Source organism: Blastococcus sp. MG754426 (assembly GCF_021699055.1).
Classification (GTDB): Bacteria; Actinomycetota; Actinomycetes; order Mycobacteriales; family Geodermatophilaceae; genus Blastococcus.
The window spans coordinates 1-24,098 of record NZ_SSXC01000050.1; the positions used below are offsets into that span (position 1 = coordinate 1).

A 24,098-nucleotide genomic window follows, 5' to 3' on the forward strand; every position below is an offset into this window, starting at 1 on the left:
CGGCCCTGCAGGCGCCGGGCTCGGTGGGCCTGGCGGCCTACCTGTCGGGCAGCTCGAGCAGCCCGGTCGCCGTCCGGTTCGACGACCTGCAGGTCACCGTCGCGGAGTGACCCCCGGGGGGAGGAGGGCACTGCTCTCATCCCCCCCGGGCGACGTCCGACCGGGTGACCCGTGGGGGTGAGGGCGTCCGGCCAGCCCTCCCCGTGCCGTCCCGGCGCGTAGATGCTGGTCGGAGCGACGACCAGCGACCGTGCGGCCGCGCGGCCCCGTGCCGTCGGACCGGTCCGGCAAGCACAGGAGGCGGCAGTGGACGGCTCGGGGAACGCCCTCGCCGAGGTCGGGGGGACGCGGCCGGGGTCGACCCCCGCTCCCGGGCCGAGCCCGTCGGACGCCGCACCCCCCGGCCTGCGCGCCACGCTCCGGCGGCTGTCCACTGCCCAGAAGGGGGCGGCCGGGGCCCCGCTGTACTCACGCTTCGTCAACCGACCCGCCGGCCGCGTCCTCGCTGCGCTCGCCTTCCACGCGGGGCTCACGCCCAACGCCGTGACCGCGCTGAGCGCCACCGCCACCGCCACCGGGATCGCGCTGCTCGCCCTGGTACCGCCGTCGGTGCCCACGGGGCTGGCCGTGGCCGCCTGTCTCGTGGTCGGCTACGCCCTGGACGCCGCCGACGGCCAGCTCGCGCGGCTGCGGGGAGGCGGGTCGCCGGCGGGGGAGTGGCTCGACCACATGGTGGACGCCGCCAAGGCCTCGAGCCTGCACCTGGCCGTCCTCATCGGTCTGCACCGCTTCACCGACGTCGACGGCGCCCTGCTGCTCGTGCCGCTGGGCTACTGCGTCGTCGACGCGGTGACCTACTTCGGCACGATGCTCAACGAGGCGCTGCGGGCCCAGCACGGGGCGCCCACGCGGGCCGCGCCGAGCTCGCGGCCTGCCGGAATCGGCCGCTCGGTGCTCACCCTGCCGACCGACTACGGCCTGCTGGCCTGCATGTTCGTGCTCTATGGCTGGACCTGGCTGTTCGTCCCGGTCTACACCGCCCTCTTTCTCGCGGCCGGGGGCTTCCTCGCCCTCGCATCGGTCAAGTGGTACCGCGAGATGGGCCGGCTGCCGCGATGACCCGTCCACCCCTGCTGGTCGTGCACCCCGGGGCGGAGCTCTACGGCGCCGACCGCATGCTGCTGGAGTCGGCGGTCGCGCTGGCCGACCGCTTCACGGTCACCGTCGCCCTGCCCGGTCCCGGCCCGCTGACCGATGAGCTCGAGGCCCGCGGGATACGTGTCGAGACCTGCCCCATGCCGGTTCTCCGCAACTCCGCCCTGCGGCTGCGCGGCGCCGCCCGGTTGCTCGCCGATGCCGTCCGCGGCCTGGTGCCCGCCCTGCGGCTGCTGCGCCGGCACGGCGGTGCCGGCGTCTACGTCAGCACCCTCACCCTGCCGTCCTGGCCGCTGCTCGCGCGGCTGTGCGGCCGGCGTTCCCTCTGCCACGTGCACGAGGCCGAGCAGTCGGCCCCACGCCTGCTGCGCCGGGGGTTGGCGATCTGCCCGGTCCTGGCCGACCGCGTGGTGGCCAACAGCCGCTTCACCCTCGACGTCCTCACCGAGGTGGCGCCGCGGCTGCGCCGACGCGCCTCCGTCGTCCGCAACGCGGTGCGCGGCCCCGCCGAGGTCGTCGCGGCGCGGCCGCGGCTCGACGGTCCGCTGCGGCTGCTGTTCGTCGGCCGGCTCAACCCCCGCAAGGGTCCGCAGGTGGCGGTCGCCGCGCTGGCGGAGCTGACCCGCCGCGGCGTCGACGCCCGCCTCACCGTCGTCGGCGACGTATTCCCGGGCTACGAGTGGTTCTCCGACGAGCTGCGCGAGAGCGTGGCCGACGCCGGGCTCGGCGATCGGGTCGAGTTCCTCGGCTTCCACGCCGACGTCTGGCCCGACCTGGCCGGCGCCGACGTGGTGCTCGTGCCCGCGGTCGGTGACGAGTCCTTCGGCAACACCGCGGTGGAGGCGGTCCTCGCCGCCCGGCCCCTGGTGGTCAGCGACCACAGCGGTCTGCGCGAGGCCGCGGCCGGCTACGGCAGCGCCCAGGCGGTCCCCGCCGGGGACGCCGGCGCCTGGGCCGACGCGATCGCCCGCGTGACCACCGACTGGCCCCGCTTCCGCGAGGCCGCCCTCGCCGACGCCGCCGTGGCCCGGCGGCGCTCATCGCCCGAGCGGTACGCCGCCGAGCTGGCCGCCGCCGTCGCCGCGCTCGGCGCGCCCGTCCCGGCGCCCCGGGAGCTGCCCACGCCGGCCGAGCCGGCCACCGGATCGGGAGCCGTGGCATGAGCGCCGTCGTCAGCCGGGTCTCCGCACCGGCCGTGCTGATGTACCACTCGATAAGCGCCTCGGCCGCGCCCGACCCGCACCGCGTCCGCGTGCACCCCGACCGGCTCGACCGGCACCTGCGGCTGCTGCGCCGGCTGGGCCTGCGGGGCGTCTCGCAGACCGAGCTGCTGGACGCCGTCGACCGCGGGCAGGCGGCAGGACTGGTCGGCCTGACCTTCGACGACGGGTTCTCGGACTTCCTCACCACCGCCGTCCCGGTCCTCGCACGGCACGGCATGACCGCCACCGTCTACGTGGTCGCCGGTCACATGGGTGCCACGAACTCATGGGACACGGGCCCGCAGTTCCCGATCATGACCGCCGACCAGGTCCGCGCGGTCGCCGCCGCCGGGCACGAGGTGGGGAGCCACACCATGAGCCACGCCCGCCTCGCCGGTGCCGACCCGGTCACGCTCGCCGCCGAGGTGGTCGACAGCCGGCGGCTGCTGGAGGACGTCCTTCAGGCCGAGGTGCCGGGGTTCTGCTACCCCTACGGCTCGTACGACGCCGCGGCCGCCGACGCCGTGCGCGCGGCCGGGTACGGCAACGCCTGCGTCACCGGCGACTACGTGCCGGGCGACCGGTACACCCTCCCGCGCTGCTACGTGAGCCCCCGCGACACCGGTGCCCACGTCGTGGCGCGGCTGGCCCGGCACGCCGTCCGCATCCGCCGCCCCCTGCCCGCCGCCTCCGGGCGCTGACCGGCGGACCGGCCATGCGCTCCGTGCTCCCGTCCCTGACCGGCTTGCTGCGCCGGCGGGCGACCGCCGCCGTCGTCGGCCAGGCGACGATGGCGCTGGCCGGCCTGGCGCTGCAGGTCGCCGCCGCCCGGTTGCTCGGTGCCGGCGGGCTGGCTGTGTTCTCCCTGGTCTTCGGCGGGCTGGTGCTCGTGACCGCGGTGTGCAGCGGGATGGTGGGGGACTCGCTGACGGTGCTGGACCGGCACGACCGCGGGGTGCGCGCCGGCCTGCACGTCTGGACCGCCCTCGTGTCCGCCGCCGCCGGCCTGGCGGGGGCGGTCGCCGCGCTCGTCACCGACGTCATCCCGCTGTGGGCGGGGCTGCTGCTGGCGCCCGCGTGCGCCGCGTTCGTCGTCGAGGACACGTTGCGCAGGCTGCTGATGGCCACCGGCCGGTACGCCGCGCTGCCGGCCGTGGACGGCACCAGCCTGGTCGGCGCGCTCGCAGCGCTGGCGCTGTGCGGCCTGACCGGTCCGGTGACGCTCGGCTCGTTCGTCGTCGCCCTGCTGGCAGGGCAGGTCGCGGCCGCGGTCCTCGCGTGGGCGCTGCTCCCCACCGCGGAGCGGCCGTCCGGGCCCTGGCGTCGTCCCGCCCTGCGGCGCGTGGCCGACTTCGGCGTCTGGCGCGCCGCCGCGCAGATGATCCGGCCCGGTTCCCTGACCCTGCTGCGGGTGGTCGTCGTCGCAGCCGTCGGTGCGGCCGCGTACGGACCGGTGGAGGCCGCGCGCGTCTACACCGCCCCGATGCTGACCCTGGTCGCGGGTATCGGGTCCTTCCTGCTCCCGCACTTCGCCGCGCTCCGCGCTCGGCCCGTCCCTGACAGCTTGCGGGTGGCCGACCGTGCCGCTCTGGCTCTGGTGGGGGGCATCGCGGCGATCGGTGCCGCAGGTCTGCTGGCGCTGCCCTGGCTGGGCCCCCTGCTGACCGGCGGCGGTTACGAGGTGCCGGTCGTGGGCGTCATCGGCTGGACCCTCTACGCCGTCGCCGGAGCGATCCTGCTGCCCTACGCCTCCCTCGCCTCCGTCCACGGCCGGCAGCGCCGGGTCCTCACCCTGCGCTCCCTGGAGGTCGGGTCGCTGGCCGCCGTGGCGGCGCTGGTGGTGCTGGCGCCGGGTCAGGCGGCGTGGTCCCCGGCGGCACTGGCCGTCGGTCCCGTGGTCGCGGCCGTCGCCGTGCGTCAGTCGGTGGTCCTGCGCCTGGCGGACCCCACGGCGCGCCCTCCGGCGGGGCTGGAGGTTCCGGCATGACCCCCGGCACGCGGCCCCCTGGTCGGCGCATCGGCGGCGTCCCGGCGCGGCTCCAGGTCTGCCTGCTGCTGCTCGTGCTCACCACGGTGGGCTGGCGGCGCGGCACCTACTTCGCGGGCTCGGTCGACCCGGTCGTCGCCGCGAAGGCCGTGCTCAGCGTGGTGGCGCTGCTCGTTGCGTGGTCCTGTGCCCGGCGTCCGCAGCTGAGGGTGGGCACCGGGACGCTGTGGGCGCTGGGCCTGCTCCTCACCGCCTCGGTGCTCGGCGCCCTGACCCACGGTCCGCTGGTCGCTGGCGCCGTCGTCGCCGCCCGGGCGATGATCCTGGCCCTCACGGTCGTGCTCCTGCTGCGCTGCTGGACGGCGACGCAGTTCTTCACCGCCCTTGCGCACGCCTGCGCGGTGGTCGGCGGGCTGGCGGCCGTCACCGGGCTGCCCACGCTCTCCAGCGGCCGGCTCGCGGGGGGTGTGCCGGAGGTCGACCCCAACACGTTGGCGCTGCTCGCCTGCGTCGTCGTGCTGCACGCCGGGTGGCGGATCGCGGTGGGCGGCGGCGGGGCCCGATCCGGCGCGGTGGCCGCCGTGGCGCTCGGTGCCGTCTGGGCCACCGGGTCCCGCACGGCCCTGCTCATGCTGGTCCCGGCGCTGCTCGTCATGGCGCTGCACCTCCGCCGGGCCCGCGTCGGGCTGGTGGTCGGCGCGCTGCTGGCGGCGGCCGCAGCCACCTTCGCGGTGTTCCTGACCGACGTGCTCGGTGCGTTCCTCGAGCGGGACGGCGCCGGCACCAGCACGGTGCAATCCCGCTTCATCGCCTGGGACGCCGCCACGACCTGGGCCGATGACGCCTGGCAGCTCGCGTTCGGAGGGGGGCTGTCGGTCAAGATCATCCCGGTCAAGGGTCAGTACTGGACCGAGCAGCCGCTGGACAGCAGCTGGGTCTCCCTGCTGGTGCAGACCGGCCTGGTCGGCCTCCTCGTGGCGGGAACGTGGGTGCTCTGGACGGTGCGAGGGGTGCTCCGGGCACCGCGCTCGCACCGCGCGCTGTTCCTCGGGCTGCTGGTCTTCGTCATCGGCCGGAGCGTGCTGGAGAGCGGGCTGTTCGACGCGACACCGGAGTTCCTCGCCTTCCTCGCCGTCTCCTTGCTGGCCGAAGGCGGCTCCCGACGTCGCCTCACCGGAGAGGTGGAGGAGCGCGGCGCCGAGCCGGTGGTGCTCGGCGGTGGTCCGAGGACGGTCGCGCTCACCGGCTGACGGGGAGGGTGCGGGACCCGGGGAGCGGTCCGGTCCGGCCGCTCGCCAGGGGCCGGGACGGCGCAGCCCACCCGACCGCAGGTCGGGTGAACCCGGACGTGGGCGGGCCGGTCGGGGCAGCAGTCCCGGCGTTCAGCCGCGCCGGGAGCCGTTCAGCGCCGTCTGCCTGCCGGACGCGGCGACGGGGTCCGGCCTGGGCGTCGGAACCGGTGCCGCGCCGGACTCATCCGGGTGGTCGGCAGCCGGGCGGCCCTGCCCGCGGGGCAGGAGAGCGATCACCAGCGGTGCGATGCCGGCGGAGGCCAGCACGGTGCGCACCTCGCGGAGCTCCTGCTCGTCGACCCGTCCGGCCGCCACGACCAGGACCACCCCGTCGTGGCGCTCGGCCACGTGCTTCCAGACGCGCAGCGGGGCCAGGGGGTCGGCGACGTCCAGGCGGATTCGCGCCCCCCCGTCGCCGCCCGTGCCGAGTACGGACTCGCTCACGGTGGCGCTCAGGCCGCGGCTCCCCAGCACGTCGGCCACCTGTGCGGCGAAGGCGTGGGTGATGTGCTCCTGCGACGGCGCGGGTGAGAGCACCGCGACCCGCACCACGCGCTGCTCGGCGCGCAGCTCCAGCCGCCGGGCGAGGGTGCCGGCCGCCTGCCCGGTCAAGGCGCTGCGCCGGGCGCGACCGGAGGGTTGGGCGAGGAACTCCGTGGTGCCGTCGTCCTCCCCCCAAGCCCGGCGCAGGTCGTCCTCGGTGTGCAGCGTCGTGTCCGCCCGGCTCCGCACGACCGCGGCGGCCAGGCCGAGGAACAGCCCGGCGACGAGGCCGAGCGCCAGGAGGTGGAGCAGCACGGGGGACACCGGGGAGGTCGGGGCCACGGCGGGGTCGACGACGGTCAGGTGCACCGGCTCGTCCCCCGACGACGGGGTCTCCAGCGTCTCCACGACGTCGGCGAACCGCGTGGCGACGGCGTTGGCGATCGCTGACGCCTCCGATGCGTCAGGTCCGGTGACGGTGACGTGCAGCTGCGTGGTGTCCGCCGGGTTCGTCGCCGTCACCCGGGCGCGCAGGTCGGCCAGCGGCACGTCCAGGTCGAGCTCCTCGCGGACGGGGGCGAGCACGGCCTCGCTGGTCACGATGTCGGGGTAGCTCTTCACCCGCTGCTGCACGAACGAGGCGCTGTTCGGGATCGAGGGGGAGACGGAGGTGAAGACCGTGGAGCTCGCGGCGTAGGCCTTCGGGGTGAAGGCGAAGGCCAGGAGCCCGGCCAGCGCGCCGGCGAGCGTCAGCCCGACCCAGATCACCCAGTGGCGCCGCAGCGCGGCGAGGTAGTCCCGCAGTTCCATGTCATCCCCTGCCTGCCCGCGCGTCCGGGCGAGCGCTGGCGGGGCGCCCGCGGGGCGCGTCCCCCAGTCGGAGTGCCGAAGATATCCGCGGCCCGGGGCGCCGGAGCCCGCCGCGGAGGGCCCGTCACCCATCCGGGTGGGGACCTGAACCGTCCCTGCCGAGCCTGCCCCCGAAGGGGTGAAGATCGTCGCTGTCCTCACCAAGCGTGATCGAGCCCGGCTAGCTTTCCCGAGATCGCTGAGGTCGAGCGGCGCAAGTCGCGCGCGCATCACCGAGCGTGACCAGGCGCGCGTTCCCGTCCGGGGGGCGCGGCGCCACGGGAGGATCGGGGGGTCCCATGACGGTCATCGGCTACGCGCCGGGTGCCTACGACCTGTTCCACATCGGGCACCTGAACATCCTCAGGCACGCCGCCGACCACTGCGACCGGCTGATCGCGGGCGTCGTGTCCGACGAGATGCTGCTGCGGACGAAGGGGCGCGCCCCCGTCGTCCCTCTGGCCGAACGCATGGAGATCGTGAGCAGCCTGCGGTTCGTCGACGCCGTGCACGCCGAGGTCGTCCCCGACAAGATCGACACCTGGCGCGAGGTCGGGTTCGACGTCCTCTTCAAGGGCGATGACTGGAGGGGCACGCCGAGAGGCGAGAAGCTCGAGCGCGACTTCGCCGAGGTCGGCGTCCGGGTGCACTACTTCCCGTACACCATGCACACCTCGAGCACGCTGCTGCGCAAGGCGCTGGCCGCCATCGACGCGCAGGAGCCGGCGGGCCGCGCCGCCCGCGTTCGCACCTCCTGATCCGAGATCCGAGCGGGAGCGGCGCTCGGCCCTGCCGATTAACCTGGGACCCGGCCCCGCCCCGCACTGGGCGGCAGCGGTGCGGCCCCCATCCCAGGAGAGAGAACAGCGTGACCCTTCGCGGCGTGCTCGACGTCGTCCTCACCGACCCCGGCATGGCCCGCGTCGTGGCCGCCGCCGGGAACGCCGAGCTCGCGGTCACCGCACCGCCGCCCGTGCAGCCCCTCGTGGCCGCCGCCCTCGCCCGCGGCGGGGGCGTCCCCGTGCTGGTGGTCACGGCCGGCGAGCGGGACGCCGACGCCACCGCCGACCTGCTCCGCTGCTTCCTGCCCGACCGGCGGGTCGAGGTCTTCCCCGCCTGGGAGACGCTGCCGCACGAGCGGCTCAGCCCGCGGGCGGACACCGTCGGCCGGCGGTTGGCGGTCCTGCGCGACCTCACCCACCCGGGGCAGAACGGCGCGGTCGACGTCCTGGTCGCCCCGGTCCGGAGCGTGCTGCAGCCGCTGGCGCCCGGGCTGGGCGACCTGGTGCCCGTCGAGCTGAGGCCCGGCGACTCCGCCGAGCTGGACGGCATCGCCCAGGCGCTCTCCGACGCCGCCTACACCCGCGTCGAGCTGGTCGAGAAGCGCGGCGAGTTCGCCGTCCGCGGTGGGCTGCTCGACGTCTTCCCGCCCACCGAGCCGCACCCGGTGCGGGTGGAGTTCTGGGGCGACGAGGTCGACGAGCTGCGCTACTTCTCCGCCGCCGACCAGCGCTCGCTGGACGAACGGCCCGAGCGGCTGTGGGCCCCGCCGTGCCGCGAGCTGCTGCTCACCGAGGAGGTCCGGGCCCGCGCCGCGGCGCTCGCGGTCGAGCACCCCGGCCTGCTGGAGATCCTGGGCAAGCTGGCCGAGGGCATCGCGGTCGAGGGCATGGAGTCGCTGACCCCGGTGCTCGTGCCCGGGCAGCTGCAGCTGCTCACCGAGCTGCTGCCGGCCGGCACCCACGTGCTCGTCTGCGACCCCGAGCGGGTGCGCAGCCGCGCCGCGGACCTGGTGCGCACCGCCGAGGAGTTCCTCGCCGCCTCGTGGGCGACCGCCGCGGAGGCGGGGGAGGCGCCGCTGGACCTCGGCGCGTCGTCGTTCCGCGACCTCGCCGACGTCGAGGCCGCGACCCGCACCCGCGGGCTGCCGTGGTGGACCACCGGGGCGTTCACGCTGCAGGCGGAGGACGACGAGCGCCAGGTGACCCTCGACGCGACGCCGGTCGAGCGGTTCCACGGTGACCAGGGTGCCGCCGTCGAGCGGATGCGCGGCTGGCACCGCGACGGGTGGCGGGTCGTCGTCACCTTCGCCGGGCCGGGCCCCGCGCAGCGGGCCGCCGACCAGCTCACCGAGGCAGAGCTCGGCGTCCGGCTGGTGCCCGACCTCGCCACCGCCCCCGACGCCGGGCTGACCCACGTCACCCAGGGCAACCTCGAGGCGGGGTTCGCGTTCCCGGGCGTCGGGCTGGCGCTGGTCACGGAGCACGACCTGACCGGCCAGCGCGGCACGACGATGCGCGACGCGGTGAAGATGCCCGCCCGCCGGCGCAACGCCGTCGACCTGGTGCAGCTCCAGCCCGGCGACCTCGTCGTCCACGAGCAGCACGGCGTGGGCCGCTACATCGAGATGATCAGCCGCACCGTCAACGGCGGGCAGCGCGACTACCTGATCGTCGAGTACGCGCCGTCGCGGCGGAACCAGCCGCCGGACCGGCTGTTCGTGCCCACCGACGCCCTCGACCAGCTCACCCGGTACGTCGGCGGGGAGTCGCCGGCGCTGTCGAAGCTCGGCGGCGCCGACTGGCAGAAGACCAAGAGCCAGGCCCGCAAGGCGGTCAAGCAGATCGCCGGCGAGCTGATCCGGCTGTACTCCGCCCGGATGGCCACCCAGGGCCACGCGTTCGGCCCGGACACCGTCTGGCAGCGCGAGCTAGAGGACGCGTTCCCGTTCCAGGAGACGCCCGACCAGCTGGCCGCGATCGACGAGGTCAAGGCCGACATGCAGCAGACGGTGCCGATGGACCGGATCATCTGCGGCGACGTCGGCTACGGGAAGACCGAGATCGCGATCCGGGCCGCGTTCAAGGCGGTGCAGGACGGCAAGCAGGTCGCCGTCCTGGTGCCGACGACGCTGCTGGCCAACCAGCACTTCAAGACGTTCTCCGAGCGGGTCGCCCAGTTCCCGGTGACCGTGAAGGTGCTCTCCCGGTTCCAGTCCGACCGGGAGACCACCGAGATCCTCCGGCAGCTCGCCGCCGGCGAGATCGACATCCTGGTCGGCACCCACCGGCTGCTGCAGCCGACGACCCGGTGGAAGGACCTCGGCCTGGTCATCGTCGACGAGGAGCAGCGCTTCGGCGTCGAGCACAAGGAGTACCTGAAGACCATGCGGACGGCGGTCGACGTCCTGTCGATGTCGGCCACCCCGATCCCGCGCACCCTGGAGATGAGCCTCACCGGCATCCGCGAGATGTCGACGATCCTCACCCCGCCCGAGGAGCGGCACCCGGTCCTCACCTACGTGGGCGCGTGGAACGACAAGCAGATGGCCGCCGCCATCCGCCGGGAGCTGCTGCGCGACGGGCAGGTCTTCGTCATCCACAACCGGGTGCAGTCGATCGACAAGGCCGCGGCGAAGATCCGCCACCTGGTGCCCGAGGCCCGCATCGCCGTCGGGCACGGCCAGATGAAGGAGCACGAGCTCGAGCGGATCATGGTCGGCTTCTGGGAGAAGGAGTACGACGTCCTGGTCGCGACGACGATCGTCGAGTCGGGCCTGGACATCCCGAACGCCAACACCCTGATCGTCGACCGCGCCGACACCTTCGGCCTCTCCCAGCTGCACCAGATCCGCGGCCGGGTCGGCCGTGGCCGGGAGCGGGCCTACGCCTACTTCACCTACGACCCGACGCGCACGCTCACCGAGACCTCGGTGGACCGGCTGACCACCATCGCCAACAACACCGACCTCGGCGCCGGCATGGCGGTGGCGATGAAGGACCTGGAGATCCGCGGCTCGGGCAACCTGCTCGGCGGCGAGCAGTCCGGGCACATCGCCGGCGTCGGCTTCGACCTGTACGTGCGGCTGGTCGGCGAGGCGGTGGCCGACTACCGGGCGCAGGTGACCGGCGAGGAGGCGCCCGCCGAGCCCGTGGAGGTGCGGGTCGACCTGCCGGTGGACGCGCACCTGCCGCACGACTACGTGCCCGGCGAGCGGCTGCGCATGGAGGCCTACCGCAAGGTCGCCTCCATCCAGGACGAGGAGCAGGCGCAGGCGGTGCTCGACGAGCTCACCGACCGGTACGGCGCCCCGCCGGCGCCGGTGCTCAACCTGCTGGCCGTCGCCCGGTTCCGGGTGGCGATGCGGGCGCTGGGCATCACCGAGGTCTCCCTGCAGGGCCGGACGATCCGGGTCGGGCCGGTGGACCTGCCGGAGTCCAAGCAGATGCGGCTGGCCCGGCTGGCCGACGGTGCCTCGTACAAGGCGGCCGTGCGGATGATCTCGCTCAAGGTGCCGGTCGGCCCCGACCGCCGCACCCCGCTGCGGGACGTCGCACTGCTGGAGAACCTGCACGCGACGCTGCGCGCCGTCCTGGTGCAGCCGGTGGCTGCGTAGCCGGATCGGGTCGGCGTGCCGGCTGCCCCTGGGGCAGGGGCCCGCGCCGAGCGGGCGAGGCGTGCGGCGCTGGTCACACCCGGTGTGGGAGTCTCCGGACGTGCTGACTTCCCGTGCCGCCCGGACCGGTGCCGCCGTCGCACTGGCTGCTGTAATCCTGAGCGGCTGCCGGTCGGCCCCGGACGTCGCCGCCTACGTGGGCGACGAGCAGATCACCGTCGACGAGCTGCAGTCCCAGGTCGACGCCAGGCTCCAGGACCCCGCGATCGCCGCCGCCGTCGAGGGGCGCGAGGAGGACCTCACCGTCCAGGTGCTCGGCCTGCTCGTCGAGGCCGAGGTGCACGACGCCGCGGCGCAGCGCTACGACGTGCAGGTCGCCGACGCGGAGGTGACCCGCCGGATCGAGGAGCTCCTCGGCGCCGACGACCCGGAGGCCGTGTACGGCCGGCTCGCCCAGCAGGGCATCGCCCCGGCCGACATCCGCGAGAGCGTGCGCCAGCAGCTGGTGCGCCAGGAGATCGCGACCGACGAGGGCGGTGCGGAGCCGCTGGACGAGGCCGCGCTCCGCGCCCGGTACGAGGAGGTCCGCGAGACGCTGGGCGAGGTCGAGTACGGCTACATCACGGTGCCCGACCAGGCCACGGCCGACGCGGTGGCGGCCGAGCTCGCCGCCGACCCCGCGAGCTACCCGGAGGTGGCCGCGCGCTTCCCCGGTCAGTTCACGCTGCCCGATCTCGACCGGCGCCCACCGGACGAGCTGCCGGGCGCGCTCGCCGCCCCGCTCGCCGACGCGGCGCCGGGGACGGCGGTCACGGTGCCGGTGCCCCAGGCCGGCGGGATCGTCGTCGCCTTCCGCGCGGGGACGGCCTACCCCTCGTTCGAGGAGGTCCGCCCGCGGCTGGTGGAGGAGGCCGGCCAGCAGGTGGAGGCGGCGGCCCAGCCGCTGCTCGAGGAGGTCCGGGCCGGCCTCGACATCACCGTCAACCCGCGCTACGGCGTGTACGAGGAGGGGCGGCTGCTGCCGGCCGGCGTCGGCGTCGTCGACATCCTCGGCGACGAGACCACCCCCGCCGAGTAGCCACCGGGGCCAGCTCCCGGAGACTGGGCGGGTGCCCGCCGCCCTCGTCGTCACCGCCAACCCCCGGCTCCCCGCGCTGCTGGGGGCCGACGGCTGGCGGGCGGTGACCGGCCCCCGGGCGGTCGTCGCGCTGCCCGGCGCCAGGGCGGAGGCGGCGATGCTGCGGGCCGCCGGCGTCGCGGTCGAGGAGCTGCCCGACGCGGCCGCCGTGACCGCGCGGGCGGACGACGTCGTCTGCCTGGCATCCCCCGACGAGGCGGCCGCCCTGCCCCGGGTGCCGGCGGTGGCGGGTGCGCCGGAGCCGCCCGGTGCGCGGCTCCTCGACGTCGTCCGGGTCATGGACCGGCTCCGCTCGCCCGGCGGCTGCCCGTGGGACGCCGAGCAGACCCACGCCTCGCTGCGCGGCTACCTGCTGGAGGAGGCGCACGAGGCCTACGACGCGATCGTCGACGACGACTACCCGGCCATGCGGGAGGAGCTCGGCGACGTGCTGCTCCAGGTCGTCTTCCACGCCCGGGTGGCGCAGGAGGGCGGCGCGCGCGGCTTCGACGTCGACGACGTCGCCGGCGACCTCGTCGAGAAGCTGGTCCGGCGCCACCCGCACGTGTTCGGGGACGCCGGCCCGCGCGATGTCGCCCAGGTCGAGGCCGGCTGGGAGGAGATCAAGAAGGCGGAGAAGCAGCGCCGCTCGCCCACCGAGGGGGTGTCCCGCTCGCAGCCCGCGGCGTCGTGGGGCGCGGCCCTGGTGCGCCGGGCCGGCCGGGCCGGGCTGCCCACCCCCGAGCCCGCCGAGCTGACCGACGCGAGCCCCGAGGCGCTCGGGGAGCGGCTGCTGGCCGTCGTCGCCGCCGCCGAGGCCCGCGGGTGGGACGTGGAGGACGCGCTGCGGGAGGCGGTGCGCCGCTACGCCGGGGAGCTGGACGCCGCCGCGGCGGACCGACCCGACAGGGGGACCTCGGCCTGACGGGGCCGCCCCGGCTGGCTAGCGTGGTCCCTGCGCTGATCCCTCGAGAGGAGCCGGTCCGCTGCCCGCCACGCTCTCCGCCCCCGCGACCGACCCCGTCGGGCCCGACGAGGCCGTCGAGGGCGTCTCCGGCCTGATCCCGTCGGAGCCCTGGGCGGTCGCCCTGGTGCTCCTCGGCGCCGCCCTGGCGGCCTGGCTGCTGGGCGTCCTGATCGGCGTCGTCGTCCGCCGGGTGGGCCGCGGCTCGCCGGTGACCGCCGACCTCTCCCGCCGCGGCCGCGCGCCGCTGCGCGCGCTGCTCGTGCTGGTGGCGCTGACCGTGGTGCTCGAGGCCGCCGACGAGCTGGGGGACTGGACCGAGGTCGTCGTCCACGTGCTCGCCCTGGCGGTGATCGCGACGATCGGCTGGCTGGTCGCCGTGGGCGTCTTCGTCGCGGCCGACGTCTGGCTGGCCCGCTACGACGTCGACGTCGCGGACAACCGGCACGCCCGCCGCGTGCGCACCCAGATCTCCCTGCTGCGCCGGCTGGCCGTCGTCCTCGTCGCCGTGCTCACCCTCGCCGCGATGCTGCTGACCTTCCCCGGCGCCCGCGCCGCCGGTGCCAGCATCCTGGCCAGCGCCGGTGTCATCTCCATCGTCGCGGGCCTCGCCGCGCAGACGTCGCTGGCCAACGTCTTCGCCGGCCTGCAGCTGGCGTTCACCGACGCGATCCGGGTCGACGACGTCGTCGTCGTCGAGGAGGAGTGGGGGCGGATCGAGGAGATCACCCTCACCTACGTCGTCGTGCACCTCTGGGACGACCGGCGCCTGGTGCTGCCCTCGACCTACTTCACCACCACCCCCTTCCAGAACTGGACCCGCAAGGAGTCCGCCGTCCTCGGCGCCGTCGAGCTCGACGTCGACTGGACGACGCCGTTCGACCGCATGCGCGAGGAGCTCGACCGTCTGCTCGCCGGGGACGAGAACTGGGACGAGCGGGTCAAGGTGCTGCAGGTCACCGATGCCGTCGGCTCGCTCGTGCGGGTGCGGGTCCTGGTCAGCGCGCAGGACGCGGGGACGCTGTGGGACCTGCGCTGCACCGTCCGCGAAGGGCTGGTCGGGTGGCTGCAGCGGGAGGCGCCGCACGCGCTGCCCCGGGTCCGCAACGAGGGGGCGCCCGGCTACGAGACCGCGGGTCGGCGGGGTTCACGCCCCGCCCCCGACCCGCGCACCGCACCCCGCCCGCCGCGCCCGGCCGACCGCGCGCCGGCCACGAACGAGGGGCTGTTCACCGGCAGCCTGGAGGCGCGCCGCCGCTCGCAGGCGTTCACCGGGCCGAGCGAGGAGGACCAGGCCGAGCGCGCCCGCCACGACCGGTCGGCCGCCGACGCCGGGACCGCGGAGCAGAAGCCCGCGACGTGATCGGGCCGGACGCGGCCGGGGGAGCGCCGCACCGGGCGTCCGGGCTGGTTAGGCTGCCCCCGTGCCGAGCATCGATGCCGTAGGCGCGCGGGAGATCCTCGACTCGCGCGGAAACCCCACCGTCGAGGTCGAGGTCGCCCTCGACGACGGGACGATCGCCCGGGCCGCCGTGCCCAGCGGCGCCTCCACCGGCGCCTTCGAGGCGGTCGAGCTGCGCGACGGCGGCGAGCGCTACGGCGGCAAGGGCGTCACCAAGGCGGTCGACGGCGTCCTCGACGTCATCGGCCCCGAGCTGGTCGGCTACGAGGCGACCGAGCAGCGGCTGGTCGACCAGCGCCTGCTCGACCTCGACGGCACGCCGGACAAGTCCCGCCTGGGTGCCAACGCGATCCTCGGCGTCAGCCTCGCCGTCGCCCGCGCCGCCGCGGACTCCACCGGCCTCCCGCTGTTCCGCTACGTCGGCGGCCCCTCGGCGCACCTGCTGCCGGTGCCGATGATGAACATCCTCAACGGCGGCGCCCACGCCGACAGCAACGTCGACGTGCAGGAGTTCATGATCGCCCCCATCGGCGCGGCGACGTTCGCCGAGGCGCTGGCCATGGGCACCGAGACCTACCACGCGCTCAAGGCGGTGCTGAAGGGCCGCGGCCTCTCCACCGGGCTGGGCGACGAGGGCGGCTTCGCGCCCGACCTGCCGAGCAACCGCGACGCCCTGGACCTCATCGCCGAGGCCGTCGAGAAGGCCGGCTACGGCGTCGGCACCGACATCGCCTTCGCGCTCGACGTCGCCGCCACCGAGTTCCACACCGACGGCGGCTACGACTTCGAGGGCCAGACCCGCTCGGCCGAGTACCTGGTCGACTACTACCGCGGCCTGGCCGACGCCTACCCGATCGTCTCCATCGAGGACCCGCTCGACGAGGAGGACTGGGACGGCTGGATCGCCCTGACCGCCGCCCTCGGCGACCGCGTGCAGCTCGTCGGCGACGACCTGTTCGTCACCAACCCCACCCGGCTGGCCGACGGCATCGCGCGCGGCGCGGCCAACGCGCTGCTGGTCAAGGTCAACCAGATCGGCACGCTCACCGAGACCCTCGACGCGGTCAACCTGGCGCACCGGAGCGGCTACCGCTGCATGATGAGCCACCGCTCGGGCGAGACCGAGGACACCACGATCGCCGACCTCGCCGTCGCCACCGACTGCGGGCAGATCAAGACCGGTGCCCCGGCGCGCAGCGAGCGCGTGGCCAAGTACAACCAGCTGCTGCGCATCGAGGAGGAGCTCGACGACGCCGCCCGCTACGCCGGTGCCCAGGCCTTCCCGCGGCTGAACGGCTGAGCGGGGGGCGATGAGCAGCGTCCGCGGCCGGCGGGGCGGCAGCGAGGGGCGGCGCGCGACCGGCCGCGTGCCGCGCGTGCACCACTCGCGGCCGGTCCGCACCGGGCTGCGCTCGGGGGCCTCCAACCGCCCCGCGCCGCGCCGGCCCAACCGCCGCCCGGAACGCCGCCCGGCCGCCGGGACCACGGCGCGCCGCCGCCCCCTGTTCACCGGCCGTGCCGTGGTGCTCGTCGGGCTGGTGCTGCTCCTCGCCCTCACCCTCGCCGGGCCGATCCGGCAGTACCTGGCCGGGCAGGCCGAGCTCACCCGGCTGGCCGCGGAGGGCCGGCAGCTCGACGAGCGGGTCGCCGCGCTGCAGGGGCAGCTGGAGCTGCAGGCCGACCCGGTGTACGCGCAGCGGCAGGCGCGGGAGCGGCTGTCCTACGTGCTCCCCGGCGACCGGCTGGTGCTCGTCGTCGACGGCGAGGCGGTCGAGGGCGACGCCGGCACGCTGGCGGCGGCCGCCGTCGACCCGGGGCCGCTGCCCTGGTACGAGGGGCTGATGCGGTCGCTGGCCGAGGCCGACGGCGGCGAGGACGGAACCCGATGAGCGAGCCGGTGACCCCGGAGGACCGGGAGGTCGTCGCCCGGCAGCTCGGCCGCCCACCCCGGGCCCTGGTCGCTGTCGCGCACCGGTGCCCCTGCGGCCAGCCGGACGTCGTCGAGACCTCGCCGCGGCTGGAGGACGGCACCCCGTTCCCGACGCTGTACTACCTCACCTGCCCGCGGGCCTCGGCCGCCGCGAGCCGGCTGGAGTCGACCGGCCGGATGCGGGAGTGGCAGGACGAGCTGGGCACCGACCCCGAGCTCGCGGCCGCCTACCGCGCCGCGCACGAGGCATACCTGGCCGAGCGCGACGCCAAGGACGTGCTGCCCACCCGCAACACCGCCGGTGGCATGCCCGACCGGGTCAAGTGCCTGCACGCCCTGGCCGGCCACGCGCTCGCCGCCGGGCCCGGCGTCAACCCGATCGGCGACCGCGCGGTCGCCGAGATGGGGGAGTGGTGGGCGAAGGGCCCCTGCGCCCGGCCGGAGGACGGCGCGTGACGCGGGTGGCCGCCATCGACTGCGGCACCAACTCCATCCGGCTGCTCGTCGCCGACGTCCCGCCGCAGGGTGGGCACACCGACCTGCTGCGCCGGATGGAGGTCGTCCGGCTGGGCCAGGGCGTGGACGCCACCGGCCGGCTGGCGCCGGAGGCGATCGAGCGCACCCGCGTGGTGCTGGCCGAGTACGCCGCGCAGGCCCGCGAGCTCGGCGCCACCGACGTCCGGATGGTCGCCACCAGCGCCACCCGGGACGCGGCGAACCGCGACGAGTTCGAGGCCATGGTGCGCGCCACGCTGGGCCGCACCGCCGACGTCGTGACCGGCCGGGAGGAGGCGGAGCTCTCCTTCCTCGGCGCGACCGGGTCGCTCGCGGCCGCCGCCGCCTCCCACGGGCTGGACCCGGCGCCCGCGCCGTGGCTGGTCGTCGACATCGGCGGCGGCTCCACCGAGTTCGTTCTCGGCGACGACGACGGCGTGCTCGCGGCCCGCTCGGTCGACATCGGTTGCGTGCGGCTCACCGAGCGGCACCTGCACGACGACCCACCCACCGCCGAGCAGGTAGCCCGCACCGAGCGGGACATCCGAGCCGCGCTGACCCAGGTCGCCGCCGAGGTGCCGGTGGGCAAGGCGGCGAGCCTGGTCGGGCTGGCCGGGTCGGTGACCACCGTGGCCGCGCTCGCGCTGGGGCTGCCGGCCTACGACTCGGTGGCGATCCACGGCTCGCGCATCCCGGTGGCCGACGTCCGCCGGGTCTCCGCGGACCTGCTCGCCGCGACCCGGGAGCGCCGCGCCGCCGAGCCGGTCATGCACCCGGGCCGGGTCGACGTGATCGGCGCCGGGGCGCTGATCCTGCGGGTGCTCATGGACGAGTTCGCACTGGCCGAGGTCACCGTGAGCGAGCACGACATCCTCGACGGCATCGCCCTGCGCCTCGCCCGCGCCTGAGGGGGCAGCCTGGCCCCGCCCGAGGGGGCATAGGAAGCTCTACCTGTGTCCCCGGCGCCCAGAACGCAGGCATAGCTTCCTATGCCCCTGGACGACGGTGGGTTCCCCGTCACCCGAACCCCCGCCGGAGTCGTGCGCAGCGCCCGGGCCACCCGTGAGCTCGCCGTCCTCGACGACCGCGTCTCCGGCTGCTACGCCTGCCCGCGGCTGGTGGCGTGGCGGGAGGAGGTGGCCCGCGTGAAGCGCGCCTCGTTCCGTGACCAGGAGTACTGGGGCCGGCCGGTGCCGGGGCTGGGCCCGGCCGATGCGCGGATCGCCGTCGTCGGCCTCGCCCCGGCCGCCCACGGCGGGAACCGCACCGGCCGGGTGTTCACCGGCGACCGCAGCGGCGACTGGATCTTCGCCGCCCTGTGGCGCGCCGGGCTGGCCAACCAGCCGACGTCGACGCACATCGGCGACGGGCTGGAGCTCACCGACGTGCGGGTGGCCGCCGCGGTGCGCTGCGCCCCGCCGGCCAACGCGCCCACCCCCGAGGAGCGGGACACCTGCTCGCCCTGGCTGGCCCGCGAGCTGGCACTGCTGCCGCGGCTGCGGGTGGCCGTGGTGCTGGGCGGATTCGGCTGGACCGCGCTGTGGCCGGTGCTCGCCGCCGCCGGGTACGCGGTGCCCCGCCCGCGGCCGGTGTTCGGCCACGGCGTCGAGGTGGCGTTGACCGGTCCCCGCGGCCCGCTGACCGTGCTGGGCAGCTACCACGTCAGCCAGCAGAACACCTTCACCGGCAAGCTCACCGAGCCGATGCTGGACGCCGTCCTGTCCCGGGCCACCGAGCTCGCCGCCGGCTGAGCAGCGGGCCGCGGCGGGACCGGCCCGCTACCGTGCCACCCGCGCCCCCGTAGCCCAACTGGCAGAGGCAGGCCCCTTAAAAGGGTCCCAGTGTCGGTTCGAACCCGACCGGGGGCACGACGCCCGGCCTACCCGGTCCGGGCCGCCACCGCCCGCCCCATGCGCGTCACCGCCTCGGTCAGCACCGCAGGGGAGGTGGCCAGGTTGATCCGCACGTGCCCCGCGCCTCCGGTGCCGAAGACGTGCCCCGAGCTGAGGGCCACCCGCGCGTGGTCGAGGAAGAACCGGGCCGGGCCGTCGAGGTCGCTCGCGACGGTGGGGCCACCCCCGGGCGCCTCCGGCGGCAGGCCCAGCGTTCGGCAGTCCAGCCAGGCCAGGTAGGTCCCCTCGGGCGGGCGCAGCCCCGCCGCCGGCAGGTGCTCGGCCACCAGGTCCTGCAGCAGCCGCCGGTTCCGGTCCAGGGCGGCGAGCAGCGCGTCCAGCCATCCGCCGCCGTCGCGGAACGCCGCGGTGTGCGCGAGGACGCCGAGGTGGCTGGGCCCGTGGCCGACCACCTCGGGCAGCCGGGCCAGGTCGTCGGTGGCCTCCCGTCCGGCGACCACCACCGCCGCCTTGAGCCCGGCGAGGTTCCACGCCTTCGACGCCGAGACCAGCGCGAAGCCGTCGTCCGCGACGCTCAGCCAGGGCACGAACCGCGCGCCGGGGAGGACGAGCGGGGCGTGGATCTCGTCGGAGACGACCCGCACGCCGTGCCGCCGGGCCAGCGCGGCGACGGCCTCCAGCTCCTCTCGCGTGTGCACCGCACCGGTCGGGTTGTGCGGGTTGCACAGCAGGAACGCCGGGTGGGCGCAGCGGGCGCGCGCAGCGGCGGAGGCCTCCTCCACCGCCGGCAGGTCCAGGCGGCCGCCGGCGTCCAGCGGCGCCTCGGCCACCGTGCGGCCCGCGTGCTCGACGAAGGCGAAGAACGGCGCGTACACCGGCGGGGTCACCACCACGACGTCGCCGGGCCCGGTGACGAGGCGGAGCACCTCCACGATGCCCGTCATCACGTCGGGCACGAGCGCCGTGCGGGCCGGGTCGAGGCCGGTCCAGCCCCACCGGTCGGCGGCGAAGGCGGCCACGGCCTCCGGGTACTCCTGGCCGGCGGGGTAGCCGGTGTCGCCGGCCTCGACCGCGTGGTGCAGCGCCTCCCGGATGGGCGGGGCGAGCAGGACGTCCATCTCCGCCACCCACAGCGGCAGCACGTCGGGCGGGTGGGTGCGCCACTTGGCGCTGGTCCGGCGGCGCAGCTCGGGCAGCGTCACCTGCAGGAACGGGTTGTCCGGCGGCCCCTCGGGGCCGGGTGCGTCAGCGGTCACGGTTCTCCGATCGGGCGCGGTCGGGCGGACCGGTCCTGGTGGGCAGCGGCCGGCCGCGGTCAGGACAGCATCGGGCACGCCCCGCGTCGTCCGCCCGGGGAGCGCCGCGGCGGGGCGGCAGCGGCTCCCGGTCCGGCTCGCACCCGCGGGGGTGATCCGGATTGCCGGCGGCTGTGGAACGCTGTGGGCGTGTCGGGCGTTGACCCGACCGAGTGGAGTGCGCGATCAGGCTCCACGACCGACGAGTCACCTCGAGGAGATGACGATGGCCAGTAGGAACCCGGCGTTCAGCCGTGGGTTCGGCAACGCGGGCCCCGGCCAGCAGTACGCCGGTTGGGGCAACCAGCCCCAGTACGGCGCGCCCCAGTACGGGGCCCCGCAGTACGGCGCTCCCGCGCCCCAGCAGGAGCCGTACGCCGCGCCGTCCCCGTACGGGACGAGCGAGGCCACCCGCTACATGACGATGGACGACGTCGTCCAGAAGACCGGCCTGGCCTTCCTGGTCACCGTCGTCTCCGCGGCCCTGACCTGGGCGCTGCCCGGCGACGCCGCCTGGGGTCTGGCGCTCCCGGCCGTGCTCGTCGCGCTGGTGCTCGGCCTGGTGATCGCCTTCAAGCAGATCGCCAACCCGGTCGCGACCCTCTCCTACGGCGCGCTGTACGGCGTCGCGCTGGGCGCGATCAGCGAGGCGTTCAACTCGATCTACCCGGGCATCGTCGTGCAGGCGCTGATCGGCACCTTCGGTGTCTTCGCCGGCATGCTGGTGATCTACAAGACCGGGGCCATCCGGGTCACGCCCAAGCTGACCCGCTGGATCGTCGGCGCCCTCATCGGCGTCCTGGTCCTCGTGGTGGTCAACCTGGTCGCCGGGTTCTTCGTCGAGGGCGGGCTCGGCCTGCGTGACGGCGGCCCGCTGGCCATCGTCTTCAGCCTGGTCGTGATCGGCGTGGCGGCGTTCTCGCTGCTGCTCGACTTCGACATGGCCGACGAGGCCATCCGCCGCGGCGCCCCGGCCAAGTTCGCCTGGTACGTCGCCTTCGGCCTGCTGATCACGGTCATCTGGCTGTACCTGGAGATCCTGCGCCTGCTCTCCTACTTCCAGGAGGACTAGTCGCGGGTGCCCCGGCTCCACCGAGCCGGGGCCACGACGAACAACGGCCCGGCCCCCGTGAGGGGGCCGGGCCGTTGTTCGTCTGCGCGCCGGTCAACCGCGCCGCGGCACTGTCATCCCGCGGCGCGGCGGGCGAGATCGGCGTTCTCGGGCCATCCGGGAGCCGGAGGGCCCGAGTTCGCCGATCTCGTCGCCGTCAGCGCCTCAGGAGAGGCGCTCCAGGACCATCGCCATGCCCATGCCGCCACCGACGCACATGGTCTCCAGGCCGAAGGTCTTGTCCTTGGTCTGCAGGCCGTTGATCAGCGTGCCGGTGATGCGGGCGCCGGTGCTGCCGAAGGGGTGCCCGACGGCGATGGCGCCACCGTGCACGTTCAGCTTCTCGATCGGGATGTTCAGGTCGCGGTAGCTCGGGATGACCTGCGCGGCGAACGCCTCGTTGATCTCGACGAGGTCGATGTCCTCGATCGTCATGCCCGCCCGCTCGAGGGCCAGGCGCGAGGCGTCGACCGGGCCGTAGCCCATGATCTCGGGCGAGAGGCCGGTGACGGCGGTGGAGACCACGCGGGCCAGCGGGGTGAGGCCGAGCTCGCGGGCCTTGGTGTCGCTCATGACCACCACGGCCGAGGCGCCGTCGTTCAGCGGGCAGGCGTTGCCCGCGGTGACCCGGCCGTCGGGGCGGAACACCGGCTTGAGGCCGGAGATGCCCTCGAGCGTGGTGCCGGGTCGCGGGCCGTCGTCCGTGGAGACCACGGTGCCGTCGGGGAGGGTGATCGGGGTGATCTCCCGCTCCCAGAAGCCGTTGTTGATCGACTCCTCGGCGAGGTTCTGGCTGCGGACGGCGAACTCGTCCATCTCCTGGCGGGTCACGCCCTTGAGCAGCGCCAGGTTCTCCGCGGTCTGCCCCATGGCGATGTAGACGTCCGGGATGTCGCCGTTCTCCCGCGGGTCGCTCCACGAGTCGGCACCGCTCTCGGCGGTCTTGGCCACCCGAGCCTCGGCGTCGGCGAACACCGGGTTGTGCGTGTCGGGCAGCGAGTCGCTGTTGCCCTTCACGAACCGGGAGACGGTCTCCACACCGGCGGAGATGAAGACGTCGCCCTCGCCGGCCTTGATGGCGTGCAGCGCCATGCGGGTGGTCTGCAGCGAGGAGGAGCAGTACCGGGTGATGGTCGTGCCGGGCAGGTGGTCCATGCCCAGCAGCACGCTGACCACACGGCCCATGTTGTGGCCCTGCTCGCCGCCGGGGAGCCCGCAGCCGAGCATGAGGTCGTCGATGTCGCGCGGGTCGAGGGCGGGCACCTTGTCGAGCGCCGCCCGGATGACCGCGGCGGCGAGGTCGTCGGGGCGCATGTCCTTGAGCGACCCCTTGAACGCGCGCCCGATCGGCGAGCGCGCGGTCGAGACGATGACGGCTTCTGGCATGGTTCCTCCACGGTGAGGTGGGTCCGGGCGCAGCTCGCCGGACGTCGGTCACCTCGGAAACTACCCCCGCGCCGCGGCGGGCGGCCGGCCGCAGGCCAGGAGGACGCCGGTGTGGCCGGGGTCACCCCGAGCGACCGGGGAGCGGGCTGCCCGACCCGTCCCCGGCGTGCTCGGCCTCGTCGGGCGTGGGCATCTCCGTCGGTCGGCGCCGGCGCAGCAGCGCCCAGGGCCCCCACGGGCCGGTCTCCGACCCCGCCACCTCGGCGGGCTGGACCTCGGTACCGGGGCGGTTGACGGCGCGAGCGGCGGCGCGGGCGACCGGGCGGGCGGTGTCGCGGCGCAGCGCCCGCAGCCTCCGGTCGGCCGCGGCCGGCCAGACGCCCAGGGCGTCGGCGACCGAGGGGAGCAGCACCGCCGCCGCGGCGGCGTAGCCCGCGGCGCTCGGGTGGAACTCGTCGACGCTGAACATGGTCGAGTCGGAGGCGAACGCCGGGCCGAGCAGCGAGCCCAGGGACACCGTGCGCCCCCCGGCCTCGACGACGGCGATCGTCTGCGCGGCGGCCATCTGCCGGCTCCAGCGCCGGGCCAGCGTGCGCAGCGGCTGGGCGATCGGGCGGATGGTGCCCAGGTCGGGGCAGGTGCCGACGACGACCTCGCAGCCGGCCGCGGTGAGCCGGCGGACGGCTTCGGTGAGGTGGCCGACCGAGACCGACGTCGGCGTGCGGGCGGTGACGTCGTTGGCGCCGATCATGATGACCGCGACCGTCGGCCGCTCGGCAAGCGCGCGGTCGACCTGCTCGTCGAGGTCGGCGGCGCGGGCACCGGACCGGGCCAGGCGCACCAGCCGGACGGGGCGCTCGGCGAGCTCGGCCAGCCCGGCGGCGACGAGCACGCCCGGCGTCTCCGCGGCCCGGTGCACGCCCAGCCCGACGGCGCTGGAGTCGCCCAGCACGGTGAGCACGATCGGGGTGCCGCCACCCCGGCCGTAGAGGCCGTCGCCCGACGGGGGGTCCTGCTTCAGGTTGCGGGCCTCGACCTTGCGGCGGGCCGAGCGGGCCTCCTCGCGGAGGATGGCGACCAGGGCAGCTCCGGCCAGACCGACCCCGCCGCCGCCGTAGGCGGCACCGGCGGCCAGCCGTCGGGCCGTGAGCGTGCGGATCATGGTCCCTCCGTCCTTGCTC

At 75.5% G+C, this 24,098-nt stretch carries 20 protein-coding genes and 1 tRNA gene; 17 read left to right on the forward strand and 4 right to left on the reverse strand.

The genetic code is table 11. The features are described from left to right. Positions 1 to 306 precede the first annotated feature (306 nt). Genes E9549_RS15465 through E9549_RS15490 form a run of 5 tightly spaced genes read left to right on the forward strand, consistent with a single transcriptional unit; the run spans position 307 to position 5,594 of the window. A complete protein-coding gene (locus E9549_RS15465; protein WP_236827442.1) occupies positions 307 to 1,119 on the forward strand; it encodes a CDP-alcohol phosphatidyltransferase family protein in 813 nt (270 codons plus the stop codon). Further along, a complete protein-coding gene (locus E9549_RS15470; protein WP_236827443.1) occupies positions 1,116 to 2,318 on the forward strand; it encodes a glycosyltransferase in 1,203 nt (400 codons plus the stop codon). Before E9549_RS15465 ends, E9549_RS15470 begins: the two co-directional genes overlap by 4 nt. Next, the gene (locus tag E9549_RS15475; protein WP_236827444.1) at positions 2,315 to 3,058 is read left to right on the forward strand and encodes a polysaccharide deacetylase family protein; all 744 of its coding nucleotides are present in this window, start codon (positions 2,315 to 2,317) and stop codon (positions 3,056 to 3,058) included. Before E9549_RS15470 ends, E9549_RS15475 begins: the two co-directional genes overlap by 4 nt. Before the next feature lie 14 nt (positions 3,059 to 3,072). Further along, complete coding sequence (locus E9549_RS15480; RefSeq protein WP_236827445.1) at positions 3,073 to 4,344, forward strand: hypothetical protein; 1,272 nt, start codon at positions 3,073 to 3,075, stop codon at positions 4,342 to 4,344. Further along, positions 4,341 to 5,594, forward strand: coding sequence for an O-antigen ligase (locus tag E9549_RS15490; RefSeq protein WP_304505784.1), 1,254 nt, complete (start codon positions 4,341 to 4,343; stop codon positions 5,592 to 5,594). Before E9549_RS15480 ends, E9549_RS15490 begins: the two co-directional genes overlap by 4 nt. A 132-nt stretch (positions 5,595 to 5,726) precedes the next feature. On the opposite strand, the gene E9549_RS15495 is transcribed toward E9549_RS15490, so the two are convergent. Further along, positions 5,727 to 6,929 carry a YveK family protein gene (locus E9549_RS15495; protein ID WP_236827446.1) on the reverse strand — a complete coding sequence of 401 codons (1,203 nt, stop codon included), beginning with the start codon at positions 6,927 to 6,929 and terminating at the stop codon, positions 5,727 to 5,729. A 338-nt stretch (positions 6,930 to 7,267) separates the two neighbouring features. On the opposite strand from E9549_RS15495, the gene E9549_RS15500 reads away from it, so the two are divergent. The 11 genes from E9549_RS15500 (at position 7,268) to E9549_RS15550 (ending at position 19,140) form a co-directional block, all read left to right on the forward strand. Then, positions 7,268 to 7,726 (forward strand): adenylyltransferase/cytidyltransferase family protein, encoded by a 459-nt coding sequence (locus E9549_RS15500; protein ID WP_236827447.1) that lies wholly within the window; start codon positions 7,268 to 7,270, stop codon positions 7,724 to 7,726. 110 nt (positions 7,727 to 7,836) lie between these two features. Next, positions 7,837 to 11,364: a transcription-repair coupling factor gene (gene mfd, locus E9549_RS15505; protein WP_236827448.1), complete on the forward strand. Its 3,528-nt coding sequence runs from the start codon at positions 7,837 to 7,839 to the stop codon at positions 11,362 to 11,364. Between the two features lie 100 nt (positions 11,365 to 11,464). Then, the gene (locus E9549_RS15510; RefSeq protein WP_236827449.1) at positions 11,465 to 12,442 is read left to right on the forward strand and encodes a SurA N-terminal domain-containing protein; all 978 of its coding nucleotides are present in this window, start codon (positions 11,465 to 11,467) and stop codon (positions 12,440 to 12,442) included. A 31-nt stretch (positions 12,443 to 12,473) separates the two neighbouring features. Beyond that, positions 12,474 to 13,406: a MazG family protein gene (locus E9549_RS15515; RefSeq protein ID WP_236827450.1), complete on the forward strand. Its 933-nt coding sequence runs from the start codon at positions 12,474 to 12,476 to the stop codon at positions 13,404 to 13,406. Between the two features lie 166 nt (positions 13,407 to 13,572). Then, positions 13,573 to 14,808 carry a mechanosensitive ion channel family protein gene (locus E9549_RS15520; protein ID WP_236827451.1) on the forward strand — a complete coding sequence of 412 codons (1,236 nt, stop codon included), beginning with the start codon at positions 13,573 to 13,575 and terminating at the stop codon, positions 14,806 to 14,808. A gap of 61 nt (positions 14,809 to 14,869) precedes the next feature. Next, a complete protein-coding gene (gene eno / locus E9549_RS15525) occupies positions 14,870 to 16,147 on the forward strand; it encodes a phosphopyruvate hydratase (RefSeq protein WP_236827452.1) in 1,278 nt (425 codons plus the stop codon). A gap of 10 nt (positions 16,148 to 16,157) precedes the next feature. Continuing rightward, on the forward strand, positions 16,158 to 16,736 hold the full coding sequence (locus tag E9549_RS15530) for a septum formation initiator family protein (RefSeq protein WP_236827453.1): 579 nt from the start codon (positions 16,158 to 16,160) through the stop codon (positions 16,734 to 16,736). Continuing rightward, positions 16,733 to 17,233 carry a DUF501 domain-containing protein gene (locus tag E9549_RS15535; RefSeq protein WP_236827454.1) on the forward strand — a complete coding sequence of 167 codons (501 nt, stop codon included), beginning with the start codon at positions 16,733 to 16,735 and terminating at the stop codon, positions 17,231 to 17,233. Before E9549_RS15530 ends, E9549_RS15535 begins: the two co-directional genes overlap by 4 nt. Further along, on the forward strand, positions 17,230 to 18,180 hold the full coding sequence (locus E9549_RS15540; protein ID WP_236827455.1) for a Ppx/GppA phosphatase family protein: 951 nt from the start codon (positions 17,230 to 17,232) through the stop codon (positions 18,178 to 18,180). Before E9549_RS15535 ends, E9549_RS15540 begins: the two co-directional genes overlap by 4 nt. Before the next feature lie 132 nt (positions 18,181 to 18,312). Further along, positions 18,313 to 19,023 carry a uracil-DNA glycosylase gene (locus tag E9549_RS15545; RefSeq protein WP_236827456.1) on the forward strand — a complete coding sequence of 237 codons (711 nt, stop codon included), beginning with the start codon at positions 18,313 to 18,315 and terminating at the stop codon, positions 19,021 to 19,023. 43 nt (positions 19,024 to 19,066) lie between these two features. Continuing rightward, positions 19,067 to 19,140: transfer RNA gene (locus E9549_RS15550), tRNA-Leu, on the forward strand. Positions 19,141 to 19,151: 11 nt separating this feature from the next. On the opposite strand, the gene E9549_RS15555 is transcribed toward E9549_RS15550, so the two are convergent. After that, positions 19,152 to 20,381: a MalY/PatB family protein gene (locus tag E9549_RS15555; RefSeq protein WP_236827457.1), complete on the reverse strand. Its 1,230-nt coding sequence runs from the start codon at positions 20,379 to 20,381 to the stop codon at positions 19,152 to 19,154. A gap of 265 nt (positions 20,382 to 20,646) precedes the next feature. On the opposite strand from E9549_RS15555, the gene E9549_RS15560 reads away from it, so the two are divergent. Beyond that, positions 20,647 to 21,492: a Bax inhibitor-1/YccA family protein gene (locus E9549_RS15560; RefSeq protein ID WP_236827458.1), complete on the forward strand. Its 846-nt coding sequence runs from the start codon at positions 20,647 to 20,649 to the stop codon at positions 21,490 to 21,492. 204 nt (positions 21,493 to 21,696) lie between these two features. On the opposite strand, the gene E9549_RS15565 is transcribed toward E9549_RS15560, so the two are convergent. Together E9549_RS15565 and E9549_RS15570 are read right to left on the reverse strand one after the other, a co-directional pair. Next, positions 21,697 to 22,917 (reverse strand): acetyl-CoA C-acetyltransferase, encoded by a 1,221-nt coding sequence (locus E9549_RS15565; protein WP_236827459.1) that lies wholly within the window; start codon positions 22,915 to 22,917, stop codon positions 21,697 to 21,699. A gap of 121 nt (positions 22,918 to 23,038) precedes the next feature. Beyond that, positions 23,039 to 24,079 (reverse strand): SGNH/GDSL hydrolase family protein, encoded by a 1,041-nt coding sequence (locus E9549_RS15570; protein WP_236827460.1) that lies wholly within the window; start codon positions 24,077 to 24,079, stop codon positions 23,039 to 23,041. Positions 24,080 to 24,098 lie beyond the last annotated feature (19 nt).